This window comes from Marinococcus halophilus, assembly GCF_002265875.1.
GTDB lineage: Bacteria > Bacillota > Bacilli > Bacillales > Marinococcaceae > Marinococcus > Marinococcus halophilus.
On record NZ_NPFA01000005.1, the window covers coordinates 19,346 to 37,125 of the forward strand.

Here is a 17,780-nt window from a genome sequence, read left to right on the forward strand (position 1 = left end):
ATACTAGAAAGGATGATAAAGATGAACGCTGCCCAGAAGGAATGCCTCGAAGCCTGCATCGAATGTATGAAGCAGTGTAATCAATGCTTTAACGACTGCCTGCAGGAGGACGACGTGAAAATGATGGCCGAATGCATACGTCTCGACCGCGAATGTGCAGATATTTGCGCCCTGACGGCTAAAGCCATCCAGTCCAGCAGTCCATTGATGAAGGAGACCGCTCAGTTGTGTGCAGAGGCGTGCAAAGCATGCGGGGATGAATGCGCCAAGCACGACCACCAGCATTGCAAAGACTGCGCAGATGCCTGCTACCGCTGTGAAAAAGCCTGCCGGGAGCTTGCTGCCTCTTAATGCCATGCACGAAAGCCCTCTCCAAAAACAGAGAGGGCTTCTTTTTTATGAAAATTTAATCGGAACACCGGCTGCTTCAAACAAATCATAGAAGGTTGGACATGTTTTCGACACGCATCCCGGGTCTTCAATATAGATTCCGGGCACCTTCGCTCCCACTAGCGAAAGCGCCATAGCTACCCGGTGATCATCGTACGAATGAAGCGATACGCCGATCGGGGTGCCCGGATATACTTTCAGCCCATCCGAGTATTCATCCACACGGATGCCCATCTTCTGAAGCTCTGTACACGCTGCGTGGATGCGGTCGGATTCATGGTGACGAATATGCTCCACATCCCGGATGGTAATCGGCGCGTCAGCAAACGGAGCGAGCGCCGCAACAGTCAACGTCTGATCAGACATTTCCTTCATGCTGAGCTCAAACCCGCCTGACAGCTGTTCCGGGCCTGTAACTTCGATGTAGGTGCTGCCTTTTTCCACATGGCAGCCCATTTTTTCAAACACGTCCACCATACCTATATCCGGCTGGTTCGTGTCCATTGTTAAATTATTAATACGGACCGTTCCGGCTGTCAGCGCTGCCAATGCCATAAAATAACTGGCCGTCGAAGCGTCTGCTTCAAGCGCCATGCTCCGGCCTTGAAAATTCTTTGCCGGCACCTGCATGTCGGTTAAATCCTCATTGTACGTGACCGGGACGCCGAACTGATTCATTAAATCGAGCGTAATGTGCACGTAGGCATGCTGCACAATGTAATCCGGGATTCGGATACGCAGGCCTTCCTGTGTACAAGCGCCCGTCAGCAGCAGGCCGCTGATAAACTGGCTCGATAATTTACCGGAAATGGTTACTTCTTTTCCAGGCAGCCCGCCCGCGTGAATTTCAAGCGGATAGAATCCTTTTTTATCTATGTAATGAACGTCTGCCCCGAGCTCCTCAAGGGCTTCCATCAACGGCTCTACTGGTCGTTCGCTCATTCGCTTGCTCGCTTCAACCTTGTAAACGCCGTTTCCGGCTGCTGCAAGCGGGCCTGGAAGAAAACGGGCCGTGGTGCCGGCTGCGCCAATATAGAGCTCGGCTTCCTCCTCGGGCCACCGGCCCCCGCATCCGTGAAGGGTGACCGTATCTCCGTCCACTTCGGATTTCACGCCAAGCGCACGCAGAGCGCCAAGGCACCAGTACGAGTCATCGCTTTTTAAAATTCCGGCCAGCGTGGACGTGCCTTCTGCCAGTGCTGCCATAATCAGCGCCCGGTTTGTAAAGCTTTTACTGCCCGGCACTGTTAAAGAGGTCTGAATCGAGCCGGGCGAAACTGGAGACACGTGCACCTTGTCTACATCCGTTAATGAGGCCCACGGCGAGCGGGCCCGAAAATCTGGTGTACTCATTAAGCATCCGTCCTCTACATCTTTTTCTACATTACACCATGAACCAGTACCGTGCGCAACCAGCGTTTTTTGAAGATCTACACCACACCGGTAAGTGCCGGGCTGACCATAAACCAGAGCAGCAGCACTGCCATAATAATCCAGCCGCTCAGCTTCATCCATCCCGGCTCACGGCGCGAAAAAGCAATCATGCTCATGAATGCACTGAGCGCAAGCAACAGAATGCCAATCGTCAGCAGCGACCCAAATAACGGCACAAAGGGGCTGTTGTCGGGAAGAGAAAATACGGCAGACACAATGACAGATACAGCAATCAGTCCGACGCCTCCCAGGGAAGACGTTAAGGAAATTCTGCTGAATTTTTTATCCTTCATTTCATTCGCTCCCTTTTGGTTTCTTTTCTTGTCTTCCTTTCCCTTACGCCTATTTCAAAAACGTGCTTTTACGTTTCCACATCCATAATGTCCTGCACGCCTACATACTGGATGCCCCCGCCTGCTTTCATTTTTATTGTTTTATTTAATGCATCAAGATGGAGGATCTTTCCCCTCATTTTTATTTCCGCATAAGGGTCAAACACGTGAAGCGTTACTGTCGAGCCGGACACCAGAGCGTCCTGAAGACGGCGGGAAAACTCTTCAAGCTGCTGCTCATCCCAAACGGGCCTGAACTTCATCCGGTCTTCTTTTTGATGACGCAGCCACATTTCCCGGTGTTCCGGCAGAATCATCCGGCTGGATTCCCAGCGCATATTCGACCCCGGGGTCAACTTGTTTTCTTTCATCCATAACGCCTCCCTTTGTTTCAGTATACACGAACATTTGTTCTTTTTGTGCTTTATCTTTAAAAACAGGAACTTTTCTCTAACAAAAAAGGCCCCCGCTTCAGGAGACCTTCACTGCTTCATACCTTTTCGCTTTGAAAGAACTGCGGCAGATGCTCCCGATGGGCTTCGAGCATGTCATCAAGTATCTGCTTTGCTTTTGTATCAGACGGAACGAGAGGATTAATCGTCATGGCCAGAAGAGCTGTTTCGTAATTTCCCGTTACCGCCGCTTCGGCAGCGACCCGTTCAAACGATTTGATCTGCTGCACCAGTCCGTGGACAGCTACCGGCAGCTCATCAACAGCAATCGGCCTCGGGCCATCTTTGGTAATAACGGAGCTGATTTCCACCGCTGACTCCGCCGGTATACCGGCAACAGCGCCACGATTCCTCGTATTGACTGGCTGAATATCCCGGGTGTCATTATAGATTGAATTGATCAGGCTGCAGGCCGCTTCGCTGTAATAGGCCCCGCCGCGTTGTTCCAGCTGCTCCGGCTTTGTCCGGAGCGTTTCATCAGCATAGAGGGCAAACAGCTCCTCCTCCACCCCCTGGACGACCTCAGCCCGGGTGCCGGTTTCCTCGGCAGCTGCCTGTTCCTCGGCCAGCATTTCTTCTGTTTTATAGTAGTACCGGTGATACGGGCATGGCAGCACCTGCAAAGCCCGGATAAATTCGGGCTCCCACCCGAGTGCCGCAATATTTTTCATGGTGGAAACGTTCGCCGGATCCGCTACTGCTTCGAGCGCCTGCTGCTTTATATTGTTGCCATCGAGATAGATATTAAGTCCGTAAACCATATGGTTCAGTCCGGCAAAATCAATACGTACACGGTCGCCGTCTACTCCAAGCGCTTCAGCCACTCCCATCTGCATTCCCACCGGGACGTTGCAGAGGCCGACAATGCGTTCATGGTTCGTATAGCGCAGCACCGCTTCTGTCACCATGCCAGCCGGATTCGTAAAGTTCACAAGCCACGCATCCGGGCACAGCCGCTCGATGTCATGCACAATGTCAATAATAACTGGAATGGTCCGCAGTCCTTTAAACAGCCCGCCCGGCCCGTTCGTCTCCTGGCCGATCACGCCGTAGGAAAGCGGGATCCGCTCATCCTTCGCCCGGGCTTCAAGCATGCCAACCCGAAACTGAGTGGTGACAAAGTCCGCGCCCGGCAGCGCTTCCTCCCGGCTGTAGGAAAGGTGCACGGTCATATCGATACCCGCTTCAGCTGCCATACGCTGGGCGAGTTTTCCTACGATCTCCAGCTTTTCTTTTCCTTCCGGAATATCCACGAGCCACAGCTCTTTCACCGGCAGTGCGTGATGCCTTTTAATAAATCCCTCCACGAGCTCAGGCGTATAGCTCGAGCCCCCGCCGATCGTTACAATCTTAATACCTTTCTTCATCGTCTCGCTCCTTTTTTCTGCGTGTTTCTATACAGACCAGGCCGCCTGCGGATAGACAGACGGCCCGTAATGCTATTTTTCAAATCCGTTATTTTTGTGGACGGCAGTGATCCAGTAGGCACTCTTTTTCGGCGTACGCTCCTGCGTGTCGATATTGACGGAAAAATAGCCGTAGCGGTTTTTGTAGGCATTCATCCACGACCAGTTGTCGATAAACGACCAGAGATGATACCCTTTGGCATTAGCCCCCTCTTCGATAGCCCGGTGCAGCCATTCAAGATGGTCCTGGATGAACTCAATACGGTAATCGTCCTGAATCATGCCGTTTTCCATAAAACGGGCCTCGTCCTGGACCCCCATCCCGTTTTCAGAAATGAACGACGGAATATTTCCGTAGTTATCACGGAGATTGATCATAATGTCGTATACACCTTTCGGGTAAATCTCCCATCCACGATAAGGGTTCATTTTCCGGCCAGGCATTTCGTAGTGGTCAAAAAACCATTCGGGTAGTATCGGAGCACCCGGGTTCGGCAGGTTTTCCTTCGCTTTGACCCGGCGCGGCTGGTAATAGTTCACGCCCAGCAGGTCGACTTTCCCCTCTTTAATCAGTTCTTTGTCTCCGCTCTCGGTATCCGGAAGCACTCCGTGCTCTCCGAGCAGGTCAATCAGCTCTTGAGGATACTCCCCGAGCACTGTGGGATCGAGAAAGCTCCGGTTAAAAAATAAATCGGCAATCCGGGAAGCCTTCAGATCTGCCGGATGGCTGCTTCTTGGATAGGAAGGGGTCAGGTTCAAAATAACGCCGATTTCCCCGCCGGTTCGGTCTTTTTCACGAAAAGCTTTCACCGCAAACACGTGAGAGAGAAGCGTATGATAGCCCACCTGGGCCGCCCGCTTCATGTCGACCACGTTAGGATAGTGAAAGTCGTACATGTAGCCGCCCTCCACCGGAACAATCGGTTCATTGTGGGTAAACCACTTTTTTACCCGGTCGCCGAACAGATCAAAGCAGATGCTGGCGTAACGGCCAAAGTGTTCCGCTACAGCTCTGTTTTCCCAGCCGCCCATCTCCTGCATCGCCATCGGCATATCAAAATGATATAAACAGACAAACGGTTCTACGCCCTTGTCGATCATTTCGTCGATAACGTTGTTATAAAAGTCGACCGCTTCCTGATTCACTTCTCCGGAGCCGTCCGGGATCAGCCGGGACCAGGAGATCGACAGGCGAAAGGAATTAAAATGAATGTTCTTCATCCGGGCGATGTCGTCCTTGTACTGATGATAAAAATCGGATGTGGTGCCAGGGCCCACCCCGTCAAAAAAGCGATTCGGCTCTTCGTCAAACCACTGGTCCCAAATATTCTTTCCTTTGCCGCCTTCCTTCGCGGCGCCTTCAATCTGCGTGGCGGATGTGGCCGCCCCCCACCAGAATCCTTTTGGAAACGTGAACTGTTCTGCCATGGTTAGTACCTCCTAGAATAATCGTTCCTGTATGTTTATCACAAAAAGCAGGGCCCCGGCTTTTCTCTTTCTGCCGGGTCCCCAGGATACTTAACGCGTACGGTAGACTTCTACAATCTCTTCCGCCAGGTCTCGGACCGTCATGGAGGTCATCAAATGATCCTGCGAGTGAATCAGCATGACGTTGACGGAAAAATCCTCACCGCTTGCTTCTTTCGTGAGCAGGTTGGTCTGGTAGGAATGTGCTTTCCCGAGCTCTTCCCCTGCTTCCTTGATCAGTTCTTCTGCACGGTCGAAATTGCCGGCCTTTGCTTCCTGGATCGCTTCCATGGCGTTTGCTTTGCCGTTGCCAGCGTATAATATAATTTGAAACGCCGTTTCTGTTAACGCTTCCATAGTTTCCACTCCTATCCTGATTTAACCGCTTTTTTGCTTGTTGTCTGCATTTGTCGTTTCTTTTTCTGCTTCTACTTCGTTCCGGAAATACTGGCGGTCCAGAATCCGAAGGAACGGGAACCAGATGATAAACACCACGGCCAGGTTAAACAGCTGCAGCACAGCTCCCTGCCAGGCGTTTCCAGTAGCTAGAAATCCACTTAAGAAAATCGGGGTGGTCCATGGAACGATGATACCTGCCGGCTTTGGCACCAGGCCGATCGACATCGTTACATACGTTATGACTGCAATAACGACCGGAGCTACCAGCCACGGGATTAATATTAACGGATTCATGATGATCGGCAGACCGAAAATAATCGGTTCATTGACGTTAAAGAACCCTGGAGGGCCGCCGACTTTGCCGAGCTGTTTCGCCTGTTTACTGCGGGCGAGCATAAACAGCCAGAGCACAATCGCAAGCGTCATCCCGGAACCGCCCATCCCTACAATAAAGGTATCAATGAACTGTTTGGTGACCACGTTTGGCAGTTCTTCTCCTGCCTGGAAGGCACTCAAGTTCTGTTCATTCAGCGCGTACCAGATTGGGTCGAACACAGAGTTAACCAGAATCTGCCCGTGCAGGCCGAAAAACCAGAAGATCTGGATCATCAGAACAGCAATGATCGTCGCCGGGAGTCCGCTGCCAAGCGCGGTTAACGGCTCCTGCAAAACGGTATAAATAAAGTTCTGGGCAGAATCAAACGGGGTAAGGCTGAACAAAATACGGATAGCGAGAAAAACTGATAAGGTCAGAGCGATAGGAATCAGCGCACTGAACGATCTTGACACTGCCTCCGGAACCCCGGCCGGCATTTTAATCGTCAAGTTTTTTTGTACGAAGTAGCGGTACAGCTCAGCCGCGAGGAACGCGGTCAGTATGCCAACAAACATGCCTTCGGCTCCGAGGGTGGATGTTGGTATAACCCCTTCTACACCCTCGAAGGTCTGCGGTGTTAGTATGATAAAACCAGCAAGGGCTACAACCCCGCCGTAAAGTGCTTCCACGCCGTAAGAAGCTGTTAATTTATACCCTATACCGATGATAACAAAAAGCCCCATAATACTGAGCGTGGATGCCGACGCCGGGCCAAGCGCTGCCTGATAGGCTGCATAGGCGTCTTCCCCAATCAGCTGGTCCAGAAAAGGAAAATTAGCGATAACAACTAAAATAGAGCCAAAAATGATTAACGGCAGGGCAATCAAAAACCCGTCGCGCAAAGCCGTCAAATGACGGTTGTTATTTAATTTCTCCGCGATCGGCATCAGAATATTTTCCAATACCTCCATAAAACGATTCATGTGTCTTCCTCCCTATTTTTGCTCGTTTAACAGCTTCATGGCGTGATCAAGTACAGCTTTTCCGTCTACACGTCCGTAAGCAACGGCATCAATAATATCAAGCGGGATCCCCTGCTCGTCGGCAACCTTGCCGAATTTTTTCTTCATAAAGCGCATCTGCGGACCGATCAAAAGTACATCAGCCTTTTTAATTTCTTCCGGTGCTTTATCCTGGGCTGCTGCCCATATTTCTGCCTGAACCCCCTGCTCATCAGCGGCTTCTTTCATTTTTGAAACAAGAAGGCTTGTCGACATTCCGGCGGAGCATGCTAATAAAATATTCATTGATATTCCTCCAATTAAGATAAAATGATGTGCGGTTGATATATTCAATATAATAAAAGAGCGCTTTCATAGATAGGGAAGGTTCTTCCGCTAGGAAGCGGAAATGATTTGTACTTCTTTCCTGCTTCTTTTGTGCTACTTTTATAGTATCCCTACTTGTGCGCTGTAGATAATGAAAATTTCTATAGCGCTTACATACATGTTTACCTTAAGGGGGTTAAAGAGACATGACTACACGTAGCAACAGTATTTTAAGAGAATTAGTTGCAAGCGGTATCCCGGTGACTGGAAGCTATCTGGCTTCTTTGCACGAGGTGTCAAGCCGGACTATCCGGGAGGACATCAAAGGACTTCAGACAACGCTCGAGTCCCATGGGGCAAAAATCGAAGCCATTAAGGGGAAAGGATACCAGCTGAAAATTATAGACAATGATAAGTTCCGGGCATATGTAAAGGAGTATTTACAGCCGGCAGCTCCCGACTCGCAGACTCTCCCTAATCTTCCTGAAGAGCGGGTTGCGTATTTGATACAGCGGCTTCTTCTCGCCAGTTCCTTCATCAAGCTGGATGAGCTCGCCGATGAAATGTTTGTCAGCCGGTCCACCGTGCAGAACGATTTGAAAAAGGTACGGGACATTTTAAAGAATTACAGTATTGCCCTGGAGCGGACGGCCAATGACGGTCTCCATCTTCAAGGAAGCGAGATGCGCATGCGGTTTTGTATCGCGGAGTATATCTTTGACCGCCAGAACGAACAGCCTCGCCACGACCAGTCGTTGCCGTTTCTCCATCTTTCCGAAGAAGAACGAAAAAGCATCTGGAGCATTATTTTAAAGCAGATAAAAATGCAGCATATATCCCTATCCGATATTGCCCTGCACAATTTATTCAACCATATCCTGATTGCCTACCAGCGCATTCAGGACGAGTATTACGTATCGATGTATCACGCAGAATTTGACGAACTGACGCAAAAGCGTGAATACCAGGTAGCCAAAAATATGGTCACAGAAATCAACCAAACCTGGGAGGTGTCGTTCCCGGAGGAAGAGATTGCCTATATTACGCTTCATCTGCTTGGCACCCGTCTATTTGACAATGAAGCAGGAACAGCAGAAGCAGTAAAAAATTCCCTTGATACGGATACCTACAAAATGGTCGCTTTTCTGCTCCAGCATATCGATAGGGAACTGCATTTAACACTCCAGCACGACCAGGAGCTCGTCATTGCCCTGGCCCTTCATCTGCAGCCTGCGATCAGCCGATTCCGTTACAATATGAATGTGCGCAATCCGATGCTTGCTGATATTAAGGCTGGCTACCCGCTCGCCTTTGAAGCCGGGGTCATCGCCGGCATCGCTCTCGAAGAGCATTACGATATTCGTATTGATGAAAACGAAATCGGCTATTTGGCCCTCCATATCGGTGCCGCGCTGGAACGCAGTAAAATGGAAACAGCTCCTGCACGCTGTCTGATCGTCTGCGCCTCTGGCCGGGGAAGCGCCCAACTCCTCTACTACCGGCTTCAGGCAACATTCGGCAGGCGGCTTCACATTCAGGGGACGACAGAATATTACCGTCTGCGGGAGATGGATTTTGATCATATCGACGTCATCATCAGCTCGGTCCCCATTTATGATGACCTGCCGGTGCCCGTGCTTCAGGTCAATACGATTTTAAGCGAAACGGATCTTCGTATTATTGAAGGGTTTATTTCCAAAGAACCCGCCATCCGTATGTATTTACGGGAATCACTCGTCTTTTTGCATCAATCATTTTCCACCACAGAGCAAATACTCCAATTTTTCGAACGGGAGCTGGATGAGCGGAATTTAATTGATGATGGTTTTCTTGATTCTGTTCTTGAGCGGGAAAACGTGGCTCCGACAGCCTTCGGGAATCTTGTGGCCATCCCTCATCCAGTTACGCCAAAGACCGAAGAAACCTTTTTAGCCTTCTGCACGCTCGACAAACCTGTCCGCTGGGGTGAGCGTCCCGTCCAGCTTGTCTGCCTGCTGAATTGTAAAAAAAGACAGCACCGAAGACCTGCAGGAAATGTATGAGCTGCTGGGCCGGGTTATTGAACAGCCCAAGTTAATCCAGCGACTGTTAAAAGCAGAAACGGCCGAAGGATTTTTGCAGCTTCTTTCCTCCTCCTGAATTGTGCAGGCAAAGAAATTCCTTGCCCTGCTTTTTTTCTGCCTGAAAAACGATTTTCGTAAATTATTCACATCTTTTTCTCCTTTTCGAACTTATTCTTTGGTATAAAGGGAGAAGAAGTTAATAATCACGGTCTCGTTTATATAAAAGGAGGAAAATTTATGCGCCGATTAATTGCCTGCCTAGCCGCCGGCTTTCTGCTCTCTCCTGCAGTGGCCGATGCCCATACACACCTCGAAAGCTCCGAGCCTGAAGAAGGAGCCACCGTGGAAGCACCGGAAGAAATCACGTTTTATTTTGACGGCCCTATTGAAGACTACAACGGAGTCACGGTCAAAGACGCAGAAGGAAATGATGTGGAAACTGCTGACGTTTTCATCGAGCCCGAAGACCAATTGAATGTGACCATGGAAGATCCGCTCGATGCGGGAGAATACGAAGCATCTTTTGATATTGTCAGCGAAGACGGCCACATTATGGAGGACAGCTCTTCCTTTACTGTAGAAGAAGCATCCGAAGAAGAAACGGCCACCTCTGATGATGCCTCCTCTTCTGAAAACAACGCGGAAGGAGCGGAGGAAAACGCCGACGGTGAAACCGAAAGTGCCATTAATGAAGAAGAAGCCGGCTCCGGGTTCGGCATAACCATTGGAGTAATCGGCCTCGGTCTCGTAGTCGCCATTGTGGCCCTATTCCTGTTCCGCCTTAAGCGCCGGACATGATTCTTGCAGCAGGTAACGCTCTGCAGTATTTGTTTTTTGCTGTGCTCGCCGGTACGCTTGTGCTTCAGCTTATCCCTGCAACGCACCGGCCGGCTCTTTCTATTCCATTTTTCGTTCCGGCGGTTGCCGCAGCCCTGCTTCCTGTCGTTTCTTTTGTGCCTATCGCAATGCTCGCACAAACGGTGGCTGCAGGTAGAGACATGCCTTTTTTTGGCGCCCTCGAGCGCATACTGTTCCAGTACGAAGTAGGCCAGAGCTGGGTAGTGCTGTTTGTCCTGAGCTTTTTCCTCCTCGGGATATTCATTCTTTTTTTTCATTCCACCGGAATGTCCAGAGCTTCTGCCATCGTTGGCCTGGTTCTTATCATGGGTATGATCGGAGCTTTAGGTGCCTCCGGCCACGCCGCCAACGCTATCCCGCTCATCGGCGGGACGCTTCATTTTTTCCATCTGCTTGCGGTGAGCCTGTGGATTGGCACGCTTTTAATGGTCAGCTGGTTTGCCATTTCCTATAAACAATGGGCTTCTTTTTTGGAATGGTTCACACTGATCGCTATCATGTGTGTCATCATCATTGCCTTTACTGGCGTAATCATGGGGCAGCTGCTGACAGACCCATTTATCGGCTCCTGGGCTCTTCCTTACGGCGAAGCCCTTGTCTGGAAGCATTTGTTTTATATAGTTATCCTTATGTTTGCACTTTTTAATGGCATATTTATCCGCAGGCGCCTGCAGCAGGTCACAGATTATAATCCACGACAATGGCTGCGGGCAGAAAGTCTGACGGCCGTACTTATCTTTGTTATTACTGCTTTTATGACCGAACAGGAGCCAAGCGGCAGCCTGCATTATGAAAACCCGGCCTTTTTATTTCATGTGCTCTACCCTGCTTCCGTGCCCGACAGTGCTTCCTTCCAGCTGCAGCTGCATCCCATCACCATTTTAAGTGTGCTGTTATCCATCGGGTTTTTATATTTGATGGTGCAGAGCTTTCATCGCGGACGCTCGCCGCTCAGCGTTTTTGCTCTCGGCTGTATGTTTGTGCTGAGTGCATATACCGGCCTCGTATATATTCTCGATTTTGTCTGAGCAGGCATTCTGTCCAAGCGCTCATGGAAATATTCATGAGTGCTTTTTTATTTACGCATCGATTATTTCCCGGCAATAATCTAAATTAATGAAAGGGGGCCGTTTTATGTTTCAGTTGGACAACGTAAAGTATAAAAACATTATTAACACGAAACAGCTGACCATCCCCGCGGACACCATCACCGCTGTCACGGGCCCAAGCGGTTCGGGAAAATCAACACTTCTGCGTCTGCTCAATTACCTGGTCAGCCCGGACAGCGGCACTGTTTCCTACCATGGAAAACCGTTCTCCGCCTGGGAGCCCACAGAATTGCGCAGGCAGGTGATGATGCTTCCGCAGCAGCCGGTGCTGTTCGGGGAAACAGTAGCTGAAAACCTTCAGGCCGGAAGACTATTCAGCGGCAGGGAGGAAGTTTCTGAAGAAAAGCTCACTGCTGCGGCGCAACAGTGCATGCTGAATAAACAGCTCAGTGACTCTGCCGAAAATCTGTCCGGCGGAGAACAGCAGCGTCTCTCCCTCGCCCGGCTGCTTCTTGCCGGGCCCGACGTCTATTTGCTGGACGAGCCGACGTCGGCGCTTGATGAAGATATGGAATGGAACGTCATGGAACGATTTCTGGCCGAGGCCCGGCGTGCTGCCAAAGGCGTTATTTTCGTCAGCCATGCAGCGGCGATGGCTGACCATTTTGCCGACCATACCATCCAGTCAGATTCATTTACCAGAGGGGGAGGCTTGAAACCATGACTGAAAACACCTCTATTATCGAGCTGTCGTTCTGGCAAATTCTTGCCGCCTACGTGTTTATCGTTCTTCTGCTCGTCATCGTGCGCTGGCGGAAAATCCCCCGGGAGAAAGAAATACTGATTTCTTCGCTCCGTATGACGTTTCAGCTGCTGTTAATGGGATACGTGCTCATGTTTTTATTTGAAAACCCGAGCCCCTGGCTCACATCGCTGATTGTCCTTTTTATGCTCAGCTTTGCAATCTGGAATATTTTCCAACGCGTCCGTGGTCCTCTGAGCCGGGAAATGAAACGGGCGATTGCTGTATCGATGAGCATCGGCACCATTCTGAGCCTGCTTTACTTCAATTTTGTCGTTATCCAGTTTGCACCGTGGTTTAATCCGCGTTACTTTATTCCAATTGCCGGCATGATTATCGGCAATTCCATGACTGGTATTACACTTGGGGTCCAGACGCTCACTGAACACCTGCACAGCCAGCGCTCCCGGGTGGAAGCTGCACTAATGCTCGGGGCAACGCCGAACCAGGCTACCCGTAAACTTGTAAATCAGTCATTCGATGCAGCCATTCTTCCAACGATTAACAACATGGTCGGCGCAGGAATCGTGTTTTTGCCCGGCATGATGACCGGACAGATTATTTCCGGCGTCAATCCGGTGACAGCGATTGGCTACCAGATTGCCATTCTTTTGGGCATTACCGGAGCCGTAGCTCTCAGCGTAATTTTATTTACCCAGCTCGGCTACAAAACGTATTTTAACGACCGCATGCAGCTGAAGGATTGACCGGCAAGCTGCTTGTTGTAGGTGGGCAGAGGCGTGTAATTCTCTCTTTCTACCTTCCTGAAAAGCTTCACTTTTTTTTCATTCGCCCGATATGAATAAGAGAAGGTATTTGTTTACATATTGGGGAGTGGATAAACATGAAGGAAAAATTATTACAGCTGAATCTTCGAAAAAAATTACTTATTTGGTTGTTAGCGATTGGCCTGCTTCCGGCTGCTGCTGTCGCTTTTTTTGTCTTTCAGGAAAGCAGCAGTGTCGTCGTTGCCGAAGAAGAAGAAAAACTGACCATGGCTTCGGAAGCCGCCGCAGAGGGGATGGACCGCTGGCTCGTTAAACGGCTCGATGAAATTGTGCTCGCTGCGGGAACCCAGGACATGCAAAGCGGTGACACAGATACCCGTCTCAGCCTGATGAATCAAATCATTGACCGCGACGAAACGTTTGAAACGGTCGTATTCACCGAACCGGATGGCATCGTGGAAGCGCACACTACCGAAGAAAATATCGGAGAGCTTGACCTTAGCGACAGAGACTATTTTAAAAATGGCATGAACGGCGAAACGACGATTTCAGATGTTCTCACCTCCAATTCCACCGGCAACCGTATCGTGGTTGTGGCTTCTCCGGTGACTGCCTCTAACGGGGATATCACCGGTGTCATGTCCGCTTCTGTTAATTTCGACGCTTTAATGGAGCGCTATGCTGGGAGCGGTGATGAAAGCAGCGCTGTGCCAATTCTCGTCGATAACCAAAATGTGATTCAGCTTCACCCGCAGGAGGATCTGATCGGCCAGCCGGTCGGCCAGGCTGATATCAGCAGTGAGTGGCAGGCTTTGCTTGCCGGAGAACACGAAGAAGCTTCCTCTACCACGCTGGACAACAGCAATGAACAATTACTCGTATCCGCCTCTCCCGTTCAGGACGCAGGCTACAGTATTTTCTTCCTGACCCCAATGGAGGAGGTTCTCGCAGCAACCGACGGCCTGAAATGGACGGTGCTTACCATTATTGGGGCGGCGGTTCTATTAATTACCGGTGCCGCTTTCCTAATCGCCGGCCGTATTACAAAACCGATCCGTTTAATTACTGAACGGGTGAAGCAGGTAGCCGATGATGACTTAACCGGAGAAGACATTGAGCTGAACCAGCAGGATGAAATCGGCCAGCTCGCCACACATTTTAACCGGATGAGCACCAGGCTGAAGGAGCTGATCGGCCAGTTTGATATGAGCTCCCGGCTGCTTCAGGATTCATCAGAGCAGCTGTTGTCAAATTCCAATAAATCCAGCCAGGCTATCACCGAGGTCAATGCTTCCCTGCAGCAGGTGGCGTCCGGCTCCGAACAACAGTCTGTAAGCATCAAAGAAAGTACAGGAGCCATGGAAGAAGTTTCTAAAGGGGTTCAGGAAGTGGCAGGCAGTACGACCTCCATTTCCGAGCATGCGGCCTCAACGACAGAAAAAGCGAACGATGGTCTTGTTACTATGAGCGAGGCGCTGGACAAGATGCAATCCATTCATACGTCCGTCGAACGTTCCAATGAAGTAAATCAGACGCTGAGCGCCCGCTCCAGGGAAATTGAAAACATCTTGAACGTCATCACCACCATTGCAGAGCAGACAAACCTGCTTGCTTTAAATGCAGCTATTGAAGCTGCAAGGGCAGGAGAGCACGGCAAAGGATTTGCTGTTGTCGCTGAAGAAGTCCGAAAGCTTGCTGAGCAGTCCAGGGATTCTTCGTCCCAGATCGCCTCAATCATTACTACAATTCAAACTGAAATTCAGGATTCCGCCGTTTCCATGGAGCAGGTCACTGGCGAGGTGCAGGACGGCCTGCAGATGACTGAACAGGCTAAGGCTGCTTTTCAGGAGATTTCAGATTATACGAATGAAGTAAGTGTACGCCTTGAAAGCGTAGCAGCTACTTCGGAGCAGATGGCAGCAAGCTCACAGGAAATTACTGCTTCTTTCGATGAAATTTCGGCCATTTCGGAGCACAATGCCGGCACCTCTCAAAGCGTAGCCTCCGCTTCGGAAACGCAGCTTCAGTCAGTAGAAGAGATTGACGCTCTCGCAGAAGCGCTGAATATGATGTCCAAGGAATTAAACACAATCGTATCGCACTTTAAGACCGAAAACGAACAGTGAATAGTAAAAATCCCGACTCTATATAAGAGCCGGGATTTTTTACGCTGTGCCGAAGATCAGCCTTAGTGAAACAACTATGAGACTGGCAGCCAATACACGCAGAATAATTGCCCCCGGCAGTTTTGCTGCAAGCGCAGAACCAGCCTGGCCGCCTATTAAAGCACCAATTGCCAGCCAGAGCACACTTTCCCACTGCACATGGCCAAAATAAGCATGGGCTCCTGTCCCCACTGCCGCCGAGAGCACCATTAAAAACATCGATGTTGCTGTTGCAATATGGGCAGGGAAAGCGAGCAGCATTACCATCGTCGGTACCATGACGGAGCCTCCCCCCACGCCAAACGATGTCGAAATAACGCCAACACCGAGAGCAATCGACAGGCCGATCCATCGATTGTACGAGTATTCATATGTATGGCCGCTAAGGTCTGTAAATGTCCGCCTGGTCGTGGGCCTGCCGGCGCTTCGCTGTTTGTTTTTCGGGCGGAACAGCAAAAACAGGGCCATACAGAATAAAAAGATACCAAAAGCGGTATAAAATGTGTCGGTATCGAAAAACTGGGTCAGCCACGCGCCAAAAACTGCGCCCGGCATCATGGCGAGCGCAAAATAGACTCCGCTTTTATAATCAATCCGTTTTTGCTTCGAATACGTCCATGTGCTTGAAATAGCAGTAAATAATAGGACAGCCATCGAAGTTCCGGCAATATCCGAGGCCTGCATTGGAAAAAACAGTGCAAGTATCGGCACTATAATAAACGCCCCGCCCAGGCCGACCAGTGAACCGCAAGTAGCAGCTAAGACACCTGTCAGCAGTAATAAAAGAGCTTCCATCATCTCCGTGCCTTCTTTCTTTTATGTAATCCAGCTCTATTTTAGCACGAACATGTCTCCGACTGCCTCCCAGCACGCAAAAAACCAGCCGGTTTGTGAAAGCCGGCTGGCATAGCACTCGTTTTACGTTGTCACCGGAGCCTCGTTCACCTGTTTCACAAACTCCCGCATAATGGCAGGCAGATCCGGCCACGCATGCCCGGAGACCAGGTTTTTGTCCACATAATCCATTTCATTGACGTATTCCGCGCCCATGCTTTCTACTTCCGGTTTGCAGGCCTGGTAAGCGGTCATCTTTCTTCCTTTTGCCACCTCAGCGATCGGAGTCAGTACGAGGCTCCCGTGGCACATTACCGCAATCGGTTTCTCCTTTTCAAAGAAATGCTTCACGATTTCAAGCAGGTCATTGTTCATCCGGATGTGCTCCGGCGCTCTTCCTCCTGGGATGATTAACGCATCATAATCAGAGGCCTTCACATTTTCAAAAGCAACATTCGCTTCGATGCCGTATCCCGGCTTTTCCGTATATGTCTCCCAGTCCTCAAAATCGTGTATCACCGTATGCAGCTTTTTGACACTGGCCGCCGCCAGATCCACGTGATACCCCTCTTCCATACACCGAAAATACGGGTAGTACACTTCCAGCGCTTCTACGGCATCGCCGGCCACGATCAATACTTTTTTCGCACTCATCGTACACGCTCCTTTTTTGATTAATGGCAAACTTACTTTAGTTCTATACCCTTTTTTCTGTAATTGAAATACGTTTTTGTGTAAAAAGGTTTAAGCTCTGCCGCAGCTTTCTCTTTTTTGCAGTTCAGTCGCTACCAGAACCGTTTTGGGAATCGTTCTTCTTCCATCAAGTCTTTCGAGCAGAAGATCTACTGCCGTTTCTCCCATTACTTCTGTGTAAACCTTCACGGATGTCAGCGGCGGGTAAACAAACTTTGCTACACTGACGTCGTTGACGCTCACGACGCTGATATCGTCCGGCACTCTGATCTGCTCTTCGTGAAGTGCACGCAGACACCCGACGGCCATCGTGTCATTTGCCACAAACAACGCTGTCGGCCTGGCCTCCGGATTCATGGCGGCCAGCTCATTTTTTATTAATTCATAGCCGTCCTGCACAGTAAAGCGTCCTGTGCGTATCCACGGAGCTGCGTCCCGGCCCTGTGCATCCATCAGCTGTTTAAATGTTTCCTCGCGGGGGTCTGGAATGATGGCTGTTTCCGATGGATAGGTTTCCCGTCCTCCAAGATAACCGATGCGTGTATGCCCAAGCTCCCAAAGGTATGAAAGAATTTTTTCTGTGACACGCTGGAAATCGGCAATAACAGCGTCAAACATTTCTTCCCCCGGACTGGAATCCACAAAAACAAGCTGCGTGCTTACTTGCTGAAGAAGACCTGCCTGCGCTGGGCTGAATTTACCTACCGCAATAACCGGCTCGCTTTCGGATGTCTCCTGCTCCAGAAACTCCTCCAGAAGCAGGCGCCTGGCCCGGATTCCCAGTTCTTCGCAACGCTTTTCAATACCCAGCCTGATGGACAGATAGTACAGGTCTTCGAGTTCTTCCTGTTCGGTGTACCAGTAAACGATGGTAAGCGCCTGTACAGCCTGTTTACGTTTTGCGTGCTTCGTATAATTCAATGCTTCTGCGGTCTGGAAAATACGCTGCTTTGTGCTTTCCGCTACTGACAGGGTATTATCGTAGTTTAACACCCGGGATACAGTCGCTATCGACACACCGGCTTCCTTTGCAATATCCTTTATCGTTGCCATGTCATCAGCTT

General features: G+C 50.1%; 18 protein-coding genes. 7 read left to right on the top strand and 11 right to left on the bottom strand.

Annotation, left to right across the window (positions count from 1 at the left end; all coding sequences use genetic code 11):
- The first annotated feature begins 21 nt into the window (after positions 1-21).
- Positions 22-351 carry a four-helix bundle copper-binding protein gene (locus tag CHL76_RS06345; protein WP_079474606.1) on the top strand — a complete coding sequence of 110 codons (330 nt, stop codon included), beginning with the start codon at positions 22-24 and terminating at the stop codon, positions 349-351.
- Positions 352-396: 45 nt separating this feature from the next.
- On the opposite strand, the gene aroA is transcribed toward CHL76_RS06345, so the two are convergent.
- The 8 genes from aroA to CHL76_RS06385 all read right to left on the bottom strand — a co-directional run bounded on the left by aroA (position 397) and on the right by CHL76_RS06385 (position 7,503).
- Positions 397-1,743 carry a 3-phosphoshikimate 1-carboxyvinyltransferase gene (gene aroA / locus CHL76_RS06350; protein WP_079474605.1) on the bottom strand — a complete coding sequence of 449 codons (1,347 nt, stop codon included), beginning with the start codon at positions 1,741-1,743 and terminating at the stop codon, positions 397-399.
- 77 nt (positions 1,744-1,820) lie between these two features.
- Positions 1,821-2,117: a DUF3995 domain-containing protein gene (locus CHL76_RS06355; RefSeq protein WP_079474604.1), complete on the bottom strand. Its 297-nt coding sequence runs from the start codon at positions 2,115-2,117 to the stop codon at positions 1,821-1,823.
- Positions 2,118-2,185: 68 nt separating this feature from the next.
- Positions 2,186-2,527: a YolD-like family protein gene (locus tag CHL76_RS06360; RefSeq protein ID WP_079474603.1), complete on the bottom strand. Its 342-nt coding sequence runs from the start codon at positions 2,525-2,527 to the stop codon at positions 2,186-2,188.
- Between the two features lie 119 nt (positions 2,528-2,646).
- On the bottom strand, positions 2,647-3,975 hold the full coding sequence (locus tag CHL76_RS06365; RefSeq protein WP_094908138.1) for a 6-phospho-beta-glucosidase: 1,329 nt from the start codon (positions 3,973-3,975) through the stop codon (positions 2,647-2,649).
- Between the two features lie 72 nt (positions 3,976-4,047).
- Positions 4,048-5,442 carry a glycoside hydrolase family 1 protein gene (locus CHL76_RS06370; protein ID WP_079474601.1) on the bottom strand — a complete coding sequence of 465 codons (1,395 nt, stop codon included), beginning with the start codon at positions 5,440-5,442 and terminating at the stop codon, positions 4,048-4,050.
- A 90-nt stretch (positions 5,443-5,532) separates the two neighbouring features.
- Positions 5,533-5,838 (bottom strand): PTS lactose/cellobiose transporter subunit IIA, encoded by a 306-nt coding sequence (locus CHL76_RS06375; protein ID WP_079474600.1) that lies wholly within the window; start codon positions 5,836-5,838, stop codon positions 5,533-5,535.
- 21 nt (positions 5,839-5,859) lie between these two features.
- Positions 5,860-7,179 (bottom strand): PTS cellobiose transporter subunit IIC, encoded by a 1,320-nt coding sequence (celB, locus tag CHL76_RS06380; RefSeq protein ID WP_079474599.1) that lies wholly within the window; start codon positions 7,177-7,179, stop codon positions 5,860-5,862.
- 12 nt (positions 7,180-7,191) lie between these two features.
- Positions 7,192-7,503 carry a PTS sugar transporter subunit IIB gene (locus tag CHL76_RS06385; protein WP_079474598.1) on the bottom strand — a complete coding sequence of 104 codons (312 nt, stop codon included), beginning with the start codon at positions 7,501-7,503 and terminating at the stop codon, positions 7,192-7,194.
- Positions 7,504-7,730: 227 nt separating this feature from the next.
- On the opposite strand from CHL76_RS06385, the gene CHL76_RS06390 reads away from it, so the two are divergent.
- The 6 genes from CHL76_RS06390 to CHL76_RS06415 all read left to right on the top strand — a co-directional run bounded on the left by CHL76_RS06390 (position 7,731) and on the right by CHL76_RS06415 (position 15,150).
- Positions 7,731-9,566 (top strand): BglG family transcription antiterminator, encoded by a 1,836-nt coding sequence (locus CHL76_RS06390; RefSeq protein ID WP_233133236.1) that lies wholly within the window; start codon positions 7,731-7,733, stop codon positions 9,564-9,566.
- Positions 9,567-9,824: 258 nt separating this feature from the next.
- Positions 9,825-10,385, top strand: a complete 561-nt coding sequence (locus CHL76_RS06395) for a copper resistance protein CopC (RefSeq protein ID WP_079474596.1) — start codon at positions 9,825-9,827, stop codon at positions 10,383-10,385.
- Positions 10,382-11,473, top strand: coding sequence for a copper resistance D family protein (locus CHL76_RS06400; RefSeq protein WP_094908139.1), 1,092 nt, complete (start codon positions 10,382-10,384; stop codon positions 11,471-11,473). Before CHL76_RS06395 ends, CHL76_RS06400 begins: the two co-directional genes overlap by 4 nt.
- Before the next feature lie 106 nt (positions 11,474-11,579).
- Entirely contained in the window at positions 11,580-12,218 is a 639-nt protein-coding gene (locus tag CHL76_RS06405; protein WP_079474594.1) for an ABC transporter ATP-binding protein, read from the top strand.
- Positions 12,215-13,003: an ABC transporter permease gene (locus CHL76_RS06410; RefSeq protein ID WP_079474593.1), complete on the top strand. Its 789-nt coding sequence runs from the start codon at positions 12,215-12,217 to the stop codon at positions 13,001-13,003. Before CHL76_RS06405 ends, CHL76_RS06410 begins: the two co-directional genes overlap by 4 nt.
- A 137-nt stretch (positions 13,004-13,140) precedes the next feature.
- Positions 13,141-15,150, top strand: coding sequence for a methyl-accepting chemotaxis protein (locus CHL76_RS06415; RefSeq protein ID WP_079474592.1), 2,010 nt, complete (start codon positions 13,141-13,143; stop codon positions 15,148-15,150).
- Between the two features lie 39 nt (positions 15,151-15,189).
- Here CHL76_RS06415 and CHL76_RS06420 read toward each other — a convergent pair whose 3' ends face one another.
- The 3 genes from CHL76_RS06420 to CHL76_RS06430 form a co-directional block, all read right to left on the bottom strand.
- Positions 15,190-15,987 (bottom strand): sulfite exporter TauE/SafE family protein, encoded by a 798-nt coding sequence (locus tag CHL76_RS06420; protein WP_233133238.1) that lies wholly within the window; start codon positions 15,985-15,987, stop codon positions 15,190-15,192.
- Positions 15,988-16,107: 120 nt separating this feature from the next.
- The gene (locus CHL76_RS06425; RefSeq protein WP_079474591.1) at positions 16,108-16,677 is read right to left on the bottom strand and encodes a DJ-1/PfpI family protein; all 570 of its coding nucleotides are present in this window, start codon (positions 16,675-16,677) and stop codon (positions 16,108-16,110) included.
- A 90-nt stretch (positions 16,678-16,767) separates the two neighbouring features.
- Positions 16,768-17,769 (bottom strand): LacI family DNA-binding transcriptional regulator, encoded by a 1,002-nt coding sequence (locus CHL76_RS06430; protein ID WP_079474590.1) that lies wholly within the window; start codon positions 17,767-17,769, stop codon positions 16,768-16,770.
- Positions 17,770-17,780: the final 11 nt, after the last annotated feature.